Raw genomic sequence first — 16,541 nt, 5'->3', positions numbered from 1 at the left:
GTGAAGGTTATCACGGGAATCAGAAGGTGTGGTAAGTCCAGTCTTTTAAAGCTGATGCAGGAACATCTCTTGCGTTCGGGAGTAAAACAAGAGCAGATTATAGCAATCAATTTTGAATCCTTAGAATTTCAAGAAATGAGTTATAAGGATTTATATGCTTATGTGAAAAAAAAGATTTCGAAGAATCAAAGAAGCTATTTGTTTTTTGATGAATTGCAAAGAATTCATCAATGGGAAAATGCGATTAATTCCTTTCGAGTAGATTTTAACTGCGATATTTATATTACAGGATCGAATTCCTATCTTTTGTCTTCGGAGTATTCCACCTACTTGGCCGGAAGATATATAGAAGTGAAAATGTATCCGTTGTCCTTTAAGGAATTCATAGACTTTCATGGTTATATTTTGAAAGACTATCAGACCCCTATTGGGGAAACAAAAAAACGTGCCTGGAAGGAAAATGGAGAAATCGCAGAAACAAGAGATTTACTTGATGCTTATATGCGCTATGGCGGAATGCCCGGAATTGCAGATTTTGGCTTGGAGCAAGATAGAGTGATGACTGTGCTGGACGGCATCTATTCAACGGTGGTGCTTCGAGACATCTTGGAACGGGAAAAAAGAAGAGGACAGCGGCAGATTACGGATGCGGAGCTTCTTAGAAAAATCATACTATTTTTAGCTGATAATATCGGCAACACTACATCCTTAAATTCCGTGAGCAATACTCTGGTATCGGAAAATTTGCTGGAAAATCGTGAGAGGCAGGGGAGGCCGGCAACCCAAACTATAGCAGCTTATGTAAGCGCTTTAAGAGAATCCTTTATGTTCTACGAAGTCAAGCGATTTGATATTAAGGGAAAGGAGTATTTGAGAACTCTGGGGAAATATTACATCGTGGATATTGGATTAAGAAATTATCTCTTAGGTTTTCGGGATAGAGATAGGGGACATAGCTTGGAAAATATAGTGTATTTTGAATTATTGCGTCGAGGCTATGATGTTGCTATTGGGAAAATAGCCAGTTTGGAGCTTGATTTCGTTGCTACAAAGGCCAATGAAAAGCTTTATGCACAAGTTACAGAGAGCATGCTGGAGGAGACGGTAAGAAACAGAGAATTGAAGCCTTTACAGCAAATTCCCGATAATTATACAAAAATGGTGATTACTTTAGACAAAGCATTGGACGAGGAATATGAGGGAATTCATGTTGTAAGCTTAATTGATTGGCTACTGAACTAGAAAAAGGGCCTACAAAAAATCAAGATATCCATAGTCTTCATGCTGTATAGGAGACAGTTTTGATTTTTTGCAAGCCTCTTTTTTCTTCTGTTTCTTCCGATTTCTTTGTGTTTTGTTCTTCTGCTTTTTTGCGTTTTGTTCTTCTGCTTTTTTGTGTATTATGCAGAATGAGATTCTTTTGCAAAGTAGGTGAGATTTCGTTTAATGCAAAACCATTCCCACAAAGATGCCCAGATAATTTCCAATCACATAGCCCAAAGTTCCGATCAAAAGTCCCGGAATAATCAGCTCTGTCCAGCCCTTGGAAACCGCCATGGCCGCCGCTGTTGTGGGGCCGCCGATATTGGCATTGGAGGCAATGATGATTTCTTCGATGGAGAACTTGAAGATTTTTCCGAAAATCAGGGAAATAATCATATTTACCGCTACCATAATCAAAGCCAGAACCAAAAGCAGTGGGGATTCTTTAATAATCAAAAGAATGGATGCAGGAGCACCGATTACCGCAAAGAAGAGGTAAATCAGGAAGGTACCGATTTCCTGAGAGCCTTTCACGGAAGACATTTGCTTCGGGAAGAATGAGGCAATCATCATGGTAATGGTGGTAATTAGCAGGTATTTGTTTCCGAAGAAACCGCCCATAAACTGACTGAAGGCGTCTTTTCCGGAGAAGAAACCGCTGATGACTCCGGAGAGCTTAGTGGAAACAGTTACGATGGTAAAGGCAATGCCTACCGCAAAGGCAATGTCCTTTAGGGAAATGCTTTTTGCCCCCCAAAACTTCGCAGCCATGGTTTTGTTTTTATCCCGGTCCTCTTCGGACTGTGCCAAGAGGGCATCTTCATAGGGCTGCTTATACAGCTTTTTGATGATGGCCATGGAGGGCAGGGAAATAAGAACGAAAACATAAAGCGCCATCAAAAGATTATCCGCAACGATGGCAGCGGATACGGTTTTTCCCGGGACAGCATACTGCTCGGACATGGCTACGAAGTTTACCGCGCCGCCGGTATAGGTTCCTACGAACATAGGAATGATATCGTTTAGCTTGGGGATAGCATTTTTCAAACTAAAGTAGGCAACAAAGCCGCCCAAGAGAGTTCCGGCACTACTCAGAAGGTAGATGGCCAGCATTCTGCCGGATTCCTTTAAAATCTTTTTTACGTTGGCATTGAAGAGGAGCAGGGGTACCGCCAGGGGAACTACATAGCTCCATACCGCATCATATACCGGTGATTCTGTAGGGATGATGTTCAGGTTTGCCAGCACCAAAGTGAAGATTGTGGCTAAGATACAGCCGGTAATCTTGTTGGCCCAGACATATTTTTGTTCCAGATAGATAGAGATGGCCACGCTAAGGGACAGAATAGTCCATAGCGCCCAAGTATCTTCCGCGGAAATCAATGTTGTCATAAATATACCTCTTTCTATAATGGGGAGTTTCCTCTTATCGTGGGGCAGTGCCTCTAAGCGTCGGAGCGGGAATAGGAGTTTTTCATCACGCTGCTGGCTTCAAACAATACCTTGTCCAAAAGCTCGGCGGTTTCCTGCTTGGCACAACGGGCAATCTTTTCATTGCATTCTTCCAGCATTGCTCGAATTTCTTCCTGACTTCTCTTTTTCTTTGCAATTTCCTTCTTGCACTCCAGAATCAGCTGATAGCACTTGGCTTGTACGGAGTTCTGATAGCGCTCCACGTGGAAACGGCTGATGGCGTAGGAAGCATTTGCCAAAGCGCCGATGAGCCGGTTGTTCCAATAAAAGCTGTCGGTGCTGACTTCCTTCTTGGTGGTGCTGAAGTAAGCGGGAACCTTGTCAACGGAGGAAAAGAGGGGAATCAGGGCATTAAAGACATTGCTTCCGAAGGCAAGCCAGGTAATACACTCCAAATCCTTAATCTTTTCTTCTTTGTTCTGATGGAGAGACAGGAAGCAGGTGCGCTCGATGCCGATGGGACGGAACTGTCCGACATGACTCGTATCTCCGTATTTTCCGTAGCAGTCATATTTGGTACCTTGGAAATGAGAGGAGAGCACGTATTTTACATCCATGGGACTAATCTTCTTCTCCGGCACCATGCTCCAGGGGATGTCATCGGAATCCGGGGTGAAGTCTGCATTTTCCCCTTCATAACGGAAGCAGTGGGGATTCAAAGTCTTCAGCATATACCAGGTTCTGGGAGTGTTATACACATGGTCCGCATCGGAGTGGCTGCCGAAGGCGTCTCTTGGATTGAACTCTTCCTCATAGGAAAGATTCAAATGATGCTCTGCGATAAATTCCTTTAAATCCTTGGAGCAGATGTGGGATTCCTGCTTTCCGAAGGCATCCTTTAAATCAAAGGAGTCGATGCCCTGCTGGTTGGCCATCATCACATAGGAATCATCCGGAACTCTTTTGGCGATGAAATGGTGTCCGCCAATGGTTTCCAGCCACCAAATCTCTTTGGTATCGGAGAAGGCTATTCCGTTCATCTCATAGGTACCGTATTTTTCCAAAAGCTCTCCAAGCCGAAGCACCCCTTCTCTTGCAGAATGAATATAGGGCAGCAGCAAGCTTACCATATCTTCTTCCCCGATGCCTCCGGGAATTTCTGCCCTGCCTTCCTTGTGAAGTACTACCAAGGGATCCGCTGCCAGCACCAGCTCGTTACTGGTAATGGTTTCCGTAGCGGATACGGAGACATTGGCACTGTTGGTGCCGGCGCCTGCCCAGATACCGTTATCGTTTAAGGCGTTGGGGAAGCAAATGTAATCCAGTGCCTTGTCCGGAAGAGGAATCTCCACATGAGAAAGCACGGAACGGTATTTCTTGGGAGGATTCTTACCGGAAACGGAAATCATTTTCTTCAGAGTATACTCTCCGGAACCGGAATCCATATTACGGGCGATCATAGTGGAGCCGTCGTAGCTGGCATCCTTACCAACCAAAATTGTTGTACAAGACATAGCAAATTCTCCTTTCAAATGTTTTTTTCTATTATATAATGCACAATTTCAGAAAGCAAACGATGGTTTTGAAATGCCTTTCGCTTGCTACCGAAAGCCGATTCATGGTATAAACAAAGGGTTGGAGAAGGGTAAAATGTTGGAAAAGGACAGTATAAAGGAGGCACTATGGAAGAGCAGGGATATGAGAACAATAACGGCACTGTGGGCGGAGAGCAGCAGAGCATGGAAAAACAGTACAGCAGAGATACTTTGGAAAGAAGGCCGGGGCCATGGGATATTTCCGAGGAAGACCTGCCTGAGGAGCTTAAGGTGGTACCGGCTCTTCACTTCTTCCTGTATCAGGTGGTTTTTGCGATTCCTCTGGTAGGACTTATTGTGGTGATTATCATGAGTCTCGGAGCTACGAAGAATAAGAATATTCGAAATTTTGCCAGAGCCCAGCTGATCGCCATTGTGGTGGGAATTGTTCTGACAATGTTGTTCGGAGCGGCAATTCTCAGCTTTTTCCTGGCTTTTGTGGGCCCCTATTTGGATCATCCCCCTATCGTATAAAGAGGAATTTCCATCCTAATCTCGATACAATAAATTGTATTGTTTTGGAAGAAAGGAAGCTCTATGGCCAAGGAAATGTGGAAGCCCGGAAATATGCTGTATCCGGTGCCTCCTGTGCTGGTGACTTGTCAAAATAAAAAAGGGGAAAGCAACATGCTTACGGTGGCCTGGGCAGGTACCATTTGCTCCACACCGGCTATGCTATCCATTTCCGTTCGAAAGGAGCGTTACTCCCATGCTATGTTGATGGAAACCGGAGAGTTTGTAGTAAATCTTCCTACGGAAGATTTGGTACGGGAAACGGATGAGGCCGGTGTACGTTCCGGAAGAGATATCAATAAGTGGGAAAAACTGCATTTGCATCAGGAAGAGGGGAAAATGCTTTCCGTTCCCATGATTTCAGAGTGCCCGGTAAATATGGAATGTAAAGTAAAGCAGGTATTGGAGCTGGGAAGTCACGACCTGTTTTTGGCGGAAATCCTGGCGGTTCATGTAGACTCTTCCTTATTGGATGAAAAGAAACGCTTGCAACTGGAAAAGGCAAAGCTTTTAGCTTATTCCCACGGACAATATTTCGGTCTTGGAAAAGTCTTGGGAAGCTTCGGATTTTCCGTGCGAAAAGGAGCAAAGAAAAAGACAGCAGGAACAGAAAGGAAAAAGCATGGCAGCAGAAGAAAATAAAGACATGGAAGAAGAGCTGGTGGGGCTTTCCGAAGACTTAGCCAGATGGAATGCCAGAAGATCCAAGGAGGAGCAGTACCATCTTATAGAAGAAGAATCCGAGAAGCTTAGGGCTAAAAATCAAGAAGAATTTTCTGAGGATAGAAGAGGACAGAACAAGGAAGGAATCACCGAGGCAGGACAGAAGAATACTTCTTCAGAGCAGGACGTGGATAGTCTGAAAAACGGAAGATGGACTACGGAAGAGCTTCATCGTTATCGCCGCGCAGGGGATAAGATTCCGGAATATACCGCAGGATATCTGCCCGGTGAAGAGAAGTTTATTCGTTTCATGATGTCCTATTATAAGAAGAAAATCTGGGGATTGGTTTTTATCTTTTGGTTTGCTCTAGGCCTTTTGGCATTTACTCAGTATTGGATGGGAAATAGCTTTTTTGCCATTTGCATGGTAATTCTTATGGTTCTTGTTCCATTTTTGCTGTTTTATCTTTATAAGGGGCAACTTCAGAATCTGTATCGGTCTTCCAATAAAAAGCTGAATTTACCGGTAAGCATCGCCTTCTATAAGAACTACTTTTTGATGAAGACGGAACGCAGCAGTATGATTATATACTACGAAGAGCTGAAAAACATCATAGATATGGAAACACTGTATCTTTTGGATATCGGCGGCAATGCTCTGATTCCCGTAGACAAGGACAGCTGCAGCGAGTCCTGCAGGGACTTCCTGGAGGCAGTACGGAAGAACCTTCTTATGGGAAGGTAATCTAAGTAGAAAAAAGGAAATAAAAAGAGCTGAATAAAGACTATTATTTTTGCTTTTCAATGCAAAATAACTTCGAAACAGGGGCACGCTCCCGCTAACCTCGCCTCGCAGGGGTTCTAAGCTTTTATAAAACAAAAGCCAAGAACCCGCGGGCTCAGATTGCCCCTTATTCCGAAGTTATTTTTCTGAAAAGCCTTCTGATGTCTTTACTGATTCAGCTCTTTTATTATTTCCTTTTTTCTTTGAACATTAACCTTTCTTATGGAAGGAGCCGTAGTTGTGTCCTGCCTGCAGGTCTACGCCCTTTGCCTTCGCCAGCTCGGATACGGTTACCAGCTGGAAGCCTCTTTCCTGTAAGGCGGGAATCAAAGCTTCTGCCGCATCGGCACTTTGGGAATAGATAGAATGCATCAGGATGACATCTCCGTCCTTTACGTGCTGTAATACGGTGTTAATGGTACTTTTGGAGTTTCTGGTTTTCCAATCCAGGGTATCAATGCTCCAAAGAATGGAAGGCTGTCCCTGGCTTTGTAAAGCGGCCTTAACGCTGGCGGAGGTAGCTCCGTAGGGAGGGCGAACCAGAGAAACGGATTGACCGGAAAGTTTTCTTAAAATTTCGTTGGTCTTTGCCAGGGACTGGCTTGCTCCTGCCTGAGAAAGCTTTGGAAGATTCTCATGCTTATAGCTGTGGTTACCAACTTCATGTCCTGCCTCTGCCACACGCTTTACTACGGAAGGATACTTTTCTGCCTGGGTTCCTACGAAGAAGAAGGTTCCTTTTCCGCCATACTTTTGAAAGGCTGCCAGAATACGGTCTTCATATTTTCCGGGACCGTCATCAAAGGTCAGGGCAACCATGGGCTTGGAAGCGTCCACATTGCTCTTGGAGACCTTATGGCTCTGCTCCGGCTGTTCCTCTCTGGGGCTTTCCCCCTTTGCTACCACAGTGACTAAAATACCGTCAATGTGCATTCCTACACCGATTTTTCCGCTGTCTTCTCCGTTTTTCGCCCAATCCTGCCAGGTGCCCAGTACAGCGGTTTTGTAGTACACATCATACTGATCCTTTAAATTGCCGTTTAGGAAAACGCGGATTCCCTCTAAAGGCATGCTCTGCCCTTCTCCGGCGACCTGTCCATTCTCATAGGTTTTACTCCAGCCGCTACCGGAAATGTTGACCTGATACTGAATGGTACCGGTACTTCCCTCCGGCTGATGCTTTAAAAGAATCTTTACTGCGGTGGGATAATTTCCGGACTTCATCTGCCTTTGGCTATCGTTACTGTAGCTTTGGAAGCCGGTATCCGCTCCGTATAAACTATAGTAGGACTTCAAATGATGCTCCTCCGCAAAGCTTTTTCTTACTCCGAATAAAGGGAGAAGGGCGAAAAAGCAAAGAAAGAGGAAAGAAAGAAGAGCTCCTTTCATAAAAGAAGGCGCTTGATTCGTCTTATTTCGATTCAACATTTTCATCATAACACTCCTTATAGATTTATAAGCTCCTATCACTCCTTCTATTTCTTAAAGCTTAGAACGATGGAAGGCTTTAGAAGCTTAGCTTTGTCACTCAACTTGTTCCCGGGTTATTGTGAATTCTTAAAAATATTAGAATAATTAAGAAATTACAACACCTTAAAATGATAGCACATTAGGAAAGACAGAAAAGGGAAGATTTGGTTACAAAATAAAGAAGAGAAAGAAATAAAATAAATGGGGTGTAAAAAATCAAAATAGCAAAGAGATTTTCGGCAATATAGGTCTGAATATGGGGGATTCTGAGCCCAATACTTGCGAAAAAACGGCGAAGTGAAGAACTGTAAAAATCAAAAATTGAAGCGAATGATACAGTGTGTGTCTATAATAGGGGCAATCTGAGCCCGTCAGTACTTACTGAAAGCAAGCAAAGCGAAGCTTGAAGTTAGTACTGTTACGAAGGCGAGGTTAGCGGGAGCGTGCCCCAATTATAGACACACACTGTATCAGAGCGCCTTCTTATAACGAGTGCAGTTCTTCACTGCGCAGGGCGAAGCTGGCAAGCGCGTGCCCCAAATTTAGACCTATACGGCGTAAAAAGTGTATTTTGCTTTTTACAGTCCATCACAAAAAAGGCGAGCTCAGTGAGAGCCCGCCTTAGCTTTAGACCTGCAACTGCATATAGAACTTATTCTACAGTCTTTTTTATACTTTTAAATCTTAAATCAGAAGGTAGGAATAATCGTTGTAAACGGTATCTACCAGTTCAGCCAGACGATAGAAGAGCTTTGTATTCTTATCGCCTACCTTGTAGTTCATCTTCTCGCCGCCTACGCGAACAATGGCATTTCCATCATTGTCAACGAATGCAAATCCGTCGTTGGTGGAGTCTTCCATTTCCTCAGCTCTGTGGAAGAGGGTGAACTTCTCCTTGTAAGGAGCGGAATCGTATGGGCAGAAGGTCTCACAGTTACCACACTCGTTACACATATAATCCACGTGGATAATCTGGTGCATCTCTACGCCGGGAACCTTGATGGCGAAGTTTGCACGGTTAGGACATACATCGCAGCAGTTCTCACAGATGTGGTCGCAGGCAAGACAACGCTTGTCAGGATTTAATCCCTTCTCCGGCTCTACAAGATTGCCCTTCTTTCCGTAAATCTTCTCGTCAGTTGTCTGAGAAGGACGGTCGGTTCCGATGGTCTTGTTTAAGATTGCTTCGCAAGCAAGTTTCGCATCGGCAATAGCCTTTACGATTACGGAAGCGCCGAAAGCACCGTCTCCTGCAGCATAAACGCCGGCTACGGAAGTCTCATTGCTTTCCTTCTTTAATACAGGAAGTCCCTTGTCAGTTACGGAGATGCCGTTCTTCTCATAGAAAGAACCGTCTACCTTCTCACCGATGGAAGCGATTACGGTATCACAAGGAATCTCAACCACTTCGTCGCTTTCCTTAACGGAACGTCTTCCGGAAGCATCCACATCGGAGAGTACCATGCGGTGGCAAAGTAACTTACCGTTCTCGTGGGTAAATGGAGCAAGGAGCTCCTGGAAGTTTACGCCTTCTTCAATAGCCTCTTCCAATTCTTCCTGATCCGCAGGCATGTAGCGCTTTGTTCTTCTGTAAACCAGATAAACATTTTCTACTCCTGCATTTCTCTTCGCAGCTCTTGCAACGTCCATAGCGGTGTTTCCTGCACCTACTACAACAACGTTCTTTCCTAAGTTTACCTTGCCATCCTGTGCCTTGAAGTCAGCCAGGAAGTGAAGGGCATTGTAAGCCTCTCCCTTTTCCAGAACAAGTGGAGCTTCCTTGTGGGCACCGATAGCAACGACTACAGCGTCAAAGTTATTTTCCTTACGGAAAGCGTCAATATCGCTAACTTCCTGTCCAAGGTGGAACTGAGCGCCGTACTGCTTAGCTAAGTTTACGTCCTTCTGAATTTCTTCAGCAGGGATACGGAATCCGGGGATAACGTTGGCTACTACACCGCCGGCTACAGCGTCCTTATCGTAAACATGAACTTCTACGCCTGCTCTTGCCAGGAAGAAAGCGGCAGAGATACCTGCAGGACCTGCTCCGATAACACCAACCTTCTTCTGAACAGCACCTTCCTGCTTTAATCCGGGAAGAACGGCATCATATCCGCCTCTTGCAGCGATTAACTTGTTGGTACGAATCTGTACGTCTGTCTCATAGTGATTTCTGGTACAAGCAGACTGACAGGTATGAGTACAGATATTTCCGGTCATGAATGGAAGCGGGTTCTTATCTAAGATAACCTCTAAAGCTTCCTGGAACTTTCCTTCATTTACCAAGCGGCCGTAGCTGGTGATATCCTGGTGGATCGGGCAACGGTCACGACAGGGCATGGTATAGCAATCTACCAAAGGAACCTTCTTATCGGACTTTCTGTTGGGAAGGGGCTTAACGGGCTTTACCAAGTGCTTATCGCTCTTAGCGTCTGCAATCATCTTCTCCACTAAGGAAAGCTCAACCTTTTCCCAAGGCTTTGCAAGGTTCTTCTCTAAAAGCTCAGCCATCTGGATGAAACGAAGGTATCCACCGGTCTTTAAGAGGGTTGTTGCCATGGTTACAGGCCAAATGCCGGCCTCCACGATACGCTCAATGTTGAAGTAATCCGCACCGCCGGAGAAGGAGATACGAAGGCTTCCGTTAAAGTCTCTGGTCAGCATCTTCGCTACAGACATGGAAAGAGCGAAGAGGGACTTTCCGGACATGTACATTTCCTGAGAAGGAAGCTCGTTGTTCTTCACATCTACAGGGAAGGTGTTGGTAATCTTTACACCGAAGGCTAAGTTCAAGCTCTTTGCCAATTCCTGCAAACGCTTTAACATAGGTACTGCATCGCTGTACTGTAAGTCATCCTTAAAGTGGAAGTCTGTGAAAGCGATGTAGTCGTAGCCCATCTCGTCTAAGATTGCACGAGCGGTTTCATATCCTAAGAGAGTAGGGTTACACTTTACGAAGGTGTGCAAATGCTTTTCCTGAATCAGGTAAGAAGCAATCGCCTCAATCTCGGAAGGAGGACAGCCGTGAAGGGTGGAAACGGTAACGCTGTTGATGATTTCGGACTGAATAGCCTCTACATCTTCCTTGGTTACCTTCCGGAAACGGTCAAGGTTTGCAAGAAGCCACGCCTTACACTCCTTAAAGATTTCGGTATCCTTAGCGTCCTTCATTTCGTTGATGAAACGGTCTACCTTAGGAAGCTTGATTCCTTCCAGATCATATCCTACGGAAATGTTGAACTGGAAAGCATCCGGATCGCCTAAATCATACTCCTTCGCCATAACCTTACATGCGAACCAGCCCTTTACATACTCTGCAAAAGCCTGTGGTACTTCCAACTCTGTGGACCACTCACAGTTGTAACACTCGTCCTCTGCTGTGATACAGGGCTTTGCTACACAAGCTGCCAGCTCTCTACCGTCCATCTTCTGTACGGTCTTTAACTCGAAGAAACGAGCGCCGCCGTAGTAAGAAGCAACGATGTTCTGGGCAAGCTGGGTGTTAGGTCCTGCAGCAGGTCCAATCTGTCCTTCTAATTTTCTGCCAAAAAGAGTGTTTGGCTGAAGGTTTTTTGCCTGGTAGCATTTCTGCATACCGAAAACAGCTCCCTGTTGATGCTCTACCAAAATACGGTTCATCAATCTGTCAAAGGGAATCGGGGTCATAATATCACTCATGGAAATCTCCTTTTCGGGAATTTTTGCCCTCCTGCTTAAGATCCTGCGTCTTCTCCTGATAGACAGAAGGGCTTTTCCCTGATGGGGTATTCTTGCCTGACCAAGAATGGCCCATTAATGTTGCGAACAAAGTTTCCAGAACGAAAAGGGTTCTCAGCTACCCTTTCCTCTATAGAAAAGCTTTGCTTTTTATGAAATTCCGTTTTAACCGTTAATCTTCTTCTCTAAACGAGCTGCACCTTCACGAATCTTGGCAAGGCATCTCTCTTCGTCGATTCCCTGAAGCTCTCTGTTCTTCATCAGAACCTTACCGTTTCCTACGGTAGTAACTACGGAACGACCGTTCATACCGAAGAGCATGTGGCCGTTTAAGTTACCGGCATTCATCGGTGTTGGCGGGATATAGTCGGTGATGATGATATCTGCAGCTGCACCCTTCTCTAATACGCCCAGTTTCTTTTCAAAATAACGGTTAGCGATACGAGCATTGCCCTGGAAAAGCATTTCCGGAACCTCTGCCCAAGCGGCACCCGGGTCTACCAAATGATGCTTATGGAGAATATTAGCCACCTTCCAAGATTCTATCATATCATGGGTGTATCCGTCTGTACCTAATCCTGTAAGAATCCCTTTATGTACAATCTCCATGGTAGGAGGACATCCGCAGGCATTACCCATGTTGGATTCCGGATTATGTACTACCATGGTGTTGGTATCGCGAATCAAATCCATCTCGTGAGGATTTACATAGATGCAGTGGGCAAGGAGAGTCTTCTCCCCCAATACGTCCCAGTCATAGAGTCTGTCTACGATTCTCTTGCCGTGCTCCTTTAAGCAACGGTGAAGGTCTAAGATGTCCTCCGCCACGTGGATGTGGTATCCAATCTCCTTCGGCTTCTCCTTACGGCAAAGCTCCATGGTCTCATCGGAGATGGTAAAGCTTGCATGCATACCCATCATTCCCTTAATGAAGTCGTCCTTCAGGGAAAGAGCGTGCTTTGCGAAGTCAACATTTTCCTTAATAGCGGCATGTGCCTTTTCCTTACCGTCACGATCGGAAATCTCATAGCAAAGAACGGAACGCACGCCGAAGTCTCTGGCAGCCTCTTCGATGGCGAAAAGGGATCCGGAAATCTCTCCGAAGGAAGCGTGGTGATCGAAGATGGTAGTTACTCCGTTCTTGATACATTCTAAATAAGTAGCTTCTGCGGAAAGTTTGGTTAAGTCGTTGTCCAGATTACGGTCAATAGTCCACCAAAGTCCGTCCAGAATCTCTAAGAATCCGTTAGGAGCATAACCCTTGATGGATAAGCCTCTTGCCAAAGCAGAGTAGATGTGCTCATGGGTATTGATAAAAGCAGGGTGAATCACACCACCCTTTGCATCAATAAATTCCGCGTCTGCGTATTTTTTCTTTAATGTCTCAAAATCTCCTACTTCTACAATAGTGTTGTCTGTCCAAACTACTGCGCCATTCTCGAAAAAGCTGTTCTTTTCGTCTCTGGTGAAAAGACGTCCATTTCCGATTAAAAACATAGCTCAATCCTCCTTTTCTTTCTAAGAGCCCTTGGCTCAGTGCGAAAAATTGTATACAGTTTTCCCTAAAAAAATCGCTGTAAAGCCTTGAAAATTCTAGGGAAAAACATATTTGATAGGATTTTATCATTCCCTGAAAGTAATTGCAATGGAGAACATAAAAAAATTTTTGGAAGCTAAAAAATTTTTTGAAAAAACCATTGCAAAGTAAAAAAACCGTGCTAAGATAGGGGTACATAAAAATTTTTTAGGTAGTGCATTTCGATAGATTTTGAAAGCATAAATTCCGGTAGAAAGGAGGGAAAATGACAGAGGATAGCAGCTTGGAAATGCTGGTGAGTACGGCTCACGGTATTGCCAGACAGTTCGGAAAGGATTGCGAGGTTTGTATCCATGATCTTTCCGTAAAGGATTTGGAGCATACCATCATTTTCATCATTAACGGACATGTGAGCGGAAGGAAGATAGGGGACGGCGCCTCAAAGGTGGTACTGGAAACCCTGGAAGCGATAGAAAAGGGAGACATCATTGTGGATCATCTGGGCTATCGCACCACTACCCAGGACGGCAGAATCCTAAAGTCCTCTACAGTTTTCCTGAAGGACAGCACCGGAAAATACCGCTGGGTTCTGGGCATCAACTATGATGTAACCGCACTGATGAATGTGGATGCGGCATTACAGTCCATCACCACGGTGGAGAGCCATGACAGTAACGGGGACGGGCAGATTCCTTTGAACGTGAATGACCTTTTGGACAACCTGATTAATCAAAGCGTGAAGCGGATTGGAAAGCCGCCGGCTCTGATGAATAAGGAAGAAAAAATCCAAGCCATCCAGTTCTTACGGGATGCGGGAGCCTTCCTGATTACCAAGTCGGGAGACAAGGTTTCCAATTTCTACGGCATCAGCAAATTTACTTTATACAGCTATATTGACCAAAGCAAAAAGTAACAGTATAGTGGCGAAAAAAAGGAGGAATAGCCATGCAGGATTTAAAATGGAAAATTAATGAAATGCCAAAGACAGAGGACAAGAATCTTCCTCTTATGTCTATGGAGGAAGTAAAGAAAGCAAGAACCTTCCACGAGAGCTTCCCTCAGTACTCTGAGACCCCTCTTTGCAAGCTTCCCAATATGGCAAAATATCTTGGCCTGGGAAACATCTACGTGAAGGATGAGTCCTATCGTTTCGGCTTAAATGCCTTCAAGGTATTAGGCGGTTCCTACGCTATCGCTCGTTACATTGCCGAGGAAACCGGAAAGGATATTTCCGAGCTTCCCTACAATGTTTTAACCTCCGAGAAGTTAAAGGAAGAGTTCGGAACAGCAACCTTCTTCTCCGCTACCGACGGAAACCACGGAAGAGGAGTAGCCTGGGCGGCTAATAAGTTAAGACAGAACTGTGTAATCATCATGCCGAAGGGCTCTACAGAGACCCGTTTGAATCACATCAAGGCTGAGAATGCCAAGGCATGGATTTCCGATGTAAACTATGACGAGTGTGTAAGACAGGCTGCAGCTCTTGCCGAGAAGGAAGAGCATGGAATCGTAGTACAGGATACCGCTTGGGAAGGCTATGAGAAGATTCCTGCTTGGATTATGGAAGGTTATGGAACCATGGCGGATGAGGCTGCCGACCAGCTGGGAGAAAGACCTACCCACGTATTCGTACAGGCCGGTGTAGGTTCCTTGGCAGGTGCAGTTGTAGGATACTTTGCTAACCGTTACAAGGAGAATCCTCCTATCATGGTTGTGGTTGAGGCTTCCGTTGCAGATTGTCTTTACAAGGGCGCTGTGGCAAATGACGGAAACATCCGTATTGTAGACGGCGACATGATTACCATCATGGCAGGTCTTGCTTGCGGAGAGCCGAACATCACTTCTTGGGATATCTTGAAGAACCATGCAAAGGCATTTATCTCTGCAGAGGATATCGTTGCGGCAAGAGGAATGAGAATGCTGAACGCTCCGTTAAAGGGAGACGATCAGGTCTTCTCCGGAGAGTCCGGTGCAGCAGGCTTCGGTGCATTGGCTGCCATCATGTTACAGGATGACTTCAAGGATTTAAGAGAGAAGTTACAGCTTAACGAGAACAGTAAGGTGCTTTGCTTCAATACTGAGGGAGATACCGACCCTGAGCGTTGGAAGAACATCATCTGGGAAGCAAAAGAGAAGTAAGAATAGGCTTCATTTTCAAAGAAACAAATTGTGCAACACCCTGGATAACAGGCTTATATATAACTAAGGAGGATATTAGTATGGGACAGTTAAATAAGGAAGTTTTGGAAGAGATTAAGAAGAGAGCAGAAGGCTATAAGGCTGACATGAGCGCTTTCTTAAGAGCAATCGTAAAGAACCCAGGAGAGTCCGCTGACGAGGCAAAGCACGTTGAGACCATCAAGAACGAGATGGAGAAGGTGGGCTTTGATGAGGTTAAGGTTGACCCACAGGGTAACGTAATGGGATTCATGGGATCTGGAAAGACTTTGATCTGCTTCGACGGACATATCGATACCGTAGGAATCGGAAACAGATCAAACTGGACATTTGATCCATATGACGGATATGAGGATGACACCAAGATCGGTGGAAGAGGTGTTTCCGACCAGCTTGGCGGAACCGTTTCTGCAGTATATGCTGCTAAGATCATGAAGGACATGGGACTTCTGAACGATAAGTATCGCGTTATGGTAGTAGGAACTGTACAGGAAGAGGACTGTGACGGTCTTTGCTGGCAGTACATCATCAACGAAGACAAGATTCGTCCTGAGTTCGTTGTATCTTCCGAGCCTACAGACGGTGGATTATACAGAGGACAGAGAGGACGTATGGAGATCCGCATTGACGTGAAGGGTGTTTCCTGCCACGGTTCCGCTCCTGAAAGAGGAGACAATGCAATCTACAAGATGGCTGACATCCTTTCCGATGTCCGTGCATTAAACAACAACGGAGATGCAGAGTCTACTTCTATCCGCGGATTGGTTAAGATGTTAAATCCGAAGTACAATGAGCAGTGGAAAGAGGCTCGTTTCTTAGGAAGAGGAACTGTTACCGCTTCCGAGATCTTCTTCACATCTCCTTCTCGTTGTGCAGTAGCTGATAGCTGCGCTGTATCTTTAGACAGAAGAATGACTGCCGGAGAGACTTGGGAGTCTTGCCTTGAGGAAATCAGACAGCTTCCTGCAGTAAAGAAGTACGGTGAGGATGTAGTAGTTTCTATGTACAACTATGATCGTCCTTCCTTCACAGGATGTGTATACCCAATCGAGTGCTACTTCCCAACATGGGTACTTCCTGAGGATCACAAGTTATGTAAGGCTTCCGTTGCTGCTTACAAGGATCTTTTCGGTGAGAAGAGAATCGGTGAAGTAGATACAGTGGCTGAGAGAGAGCCAAGACCTCTTCTTGACAAGTGGACCTTCTCCACAAACGGTGTTTCCATCATGGGAAGAAACGGAATCCCTGTAATCGGATTCGGACCCGGAGCTGAGGCTCAGGCTCACGCACCTAACGAGATCACATGGAAGAAGGACTTGGTAACCTGTGCAGCATTCTACGCAGCACTTCCACAGTACTACTGTGACTAAGCTTTAGAGTCTAAAGTGTAAATCAGGTACTATACTTT

General features: G+C 45.2%; 12 protein-coding genes. 7 read left to right on the top strand and 5 right to left on the bottom strand.

The features are described 5' to 3' along the window. The coding region (locus tag RYL27_RS02585) for an ATP-binding protein (RefSeq protein WP_314965030.1) at positions 1-1,242 on the top strand (1,242 nt) is incomplete at its 5' end. 201 nt (positions 1,243-1,443) lie between these two features. Here the strand turns inward: RYL27_RS02585 and RYL27_RS02580 are convergent. Both RYL27_RS02580 and RYL27_RS02575 read right to left on the bottom strand, forming a co-directional pair. After that, complete coding sequence (locus tag RYL27_RS02580; RefSeq protein ID WP_183684824.1) at positions 1,444-2,655, bottom strand: DUF819 family protein; 1,212 nt, start codon at positions 2,653-2,655, stop codon at positions 1,444-1,446. A 53-nt stretch (positions 2,656-2,708) separates the two neighbouring features. Next, positions 2,709-4,190 carry a C69 family dipeptidase gene (locus RYL27_RS02575; protein WP_314965028.1) on the bottom strand — a complete coding sequence of 494 codons (1,482 nt, stop codon included), beginning with the start codon at positions 4,188-4,190 and terminating at the stop codon, positions 2,709-2,711. Positions 4,191-4,358: 168 nt separating this feature from the next. On the opposite strand from RYL27_RS02575, the gene RYL27_RS02570 reads away from it, so the two are divergent. From RYL27_RS02570 to RYL27_RS02560, 3 genes are all read left to right on the top strand, one after another. Further along, the gene (locus RYL27_RS02570; RefSeq protein WP_314965025.1) at positions 4,359-4,745 is read left to right on the top strand and encodes a hypothetical protein; all 387 of its coding nucleotides are present in this window, start codon (positions 4,359-4,361) and stop codon (positions 4,743-4,745) included. Positions 4,746-4,808: 63 nt separating this feature from the next. Beyond that, positions 4,809-5,426, top strand: a complete 618-nt coding sequence (locus RYL27_RS02565; protein ID WP_308580173.1) for a flavin reductase family protein — start codon at positions 4,809-4,811, stop codon at positions 5,424-5,426. After that, a complete protein-coding gene (locus tag RYL27_RS02560) occupies positions 5,407-6,192 on the top strand; it encodes a YcxB family protein (RefSeq protein WP_314965023.1) in 786 nt (261 codons plus the stop codon). The genes RYL27_RS02565 and RYL27_RS02560 overlap by 20 nt, the downstream gene beginning before the upstream one ends. Positions 6,193-6,441: 249 nt before the next feature. On the opposite strand, the gene RYL27_RS02555 is transcribed toward RYL27_RS02560, so the two are convergent. The 3 genes from RYL27_RS02555 to ssnA all read right to left on the bottom strand — a co-directional run bounded on the left by RYL27_RS02555 (position 6,442) and on the right by ssnA (position 12,915). Further along, entirely contained in the window at positions 6,442-7,668 is a 1,227-nt protein-coding gene (locus tag RYL27_RS02555) for a polysaccharide deacetylase family protein (protein WP_314965021.1), read from the bottom strand. Positions 7,669-8,385: 717 nt separating this feature from the next. After that, positions 8,386-11,379, bottom strand: coding sequence for a putative selenate reductase subunit YgfK (gene ygfK / locus RYL27_RS02550; protein ID WP_314965019.1), 2,994 nt, complete (start codon positions 11,377-11,379; stop codon positions 8,386-8,388). Positions 11,380-11,583: 204 nt separating this feature from the next. Beyond that, entirely contained in the window at positions 11,584-12,915 is a 1,332-nt protein-coding gene (ssnA, locus tag RYL27_RS02545; RefSeq protein ID WP_007157768.1) for a putative aminohydrolase SsnA, read from the bottom strand. Between the two features lie 305 nt (positions 12,916-13,220). Between ssnA and RYL27_RS02540 the strand changes: the two genes are divergently transcribed. From RYL27_RS02540 to RYL27_RS02530, 3 genes are all read left to right on the top strand, one after another. Beyond that, positions 13,221-13,868 (top strand): helix-turn-helix transcriptional regulator, encoded by a 648-nt coding sequence (locus tag RYL27_RS02540; protein ID WP_183684816.1) that lies wholly within the window; start codon positions 13,221-13,223, stop codon positions 13,866-13,868. A 32-nt stretch (positions 13,869-13,900) separates the two neighbouring features. After that, on the top strand, positions 13,901-15,094 hold the full coding sequence (gene dpaL / locus RYL27_RS02535) for a diaminopropionate ammonia-lyase (protein ID WP_304070480.1): 1,194 nt from the start codon (positions 13,901-13,903) through the stop codon (positions 15,092-15,094). A gap of 80 nt (positions 15,095-15,174) precedes the next feature. After that, positions 15,175-16,503 (top strand): YgeY family selenium metabolism-linked hydrolase, encoded by a 1,329-nt coding sequence (locus RYL27_RS02530; protein WP_314637196.1) that lies wholly within the window; start codon positions 15,175-15,177, stop codon positions 16,501-16,503. The last annotated feature ends 38 nt before the right edge of the window (positions 16,504-16,541 follow it).

Origin of the sequence: Oribacterium sinus (assembly GCF_963537195.1) — a bacterium.
GTDB classification, from domain to species: Bacteria; Bacillota; Clostridia; order Lachnospirales; family Lachnospiraceae; genus Oribacterium; species Oribacterium sinus_A.
This window is presented reverse-complemented; position numbering and strand designations above follow the sequence as displayed.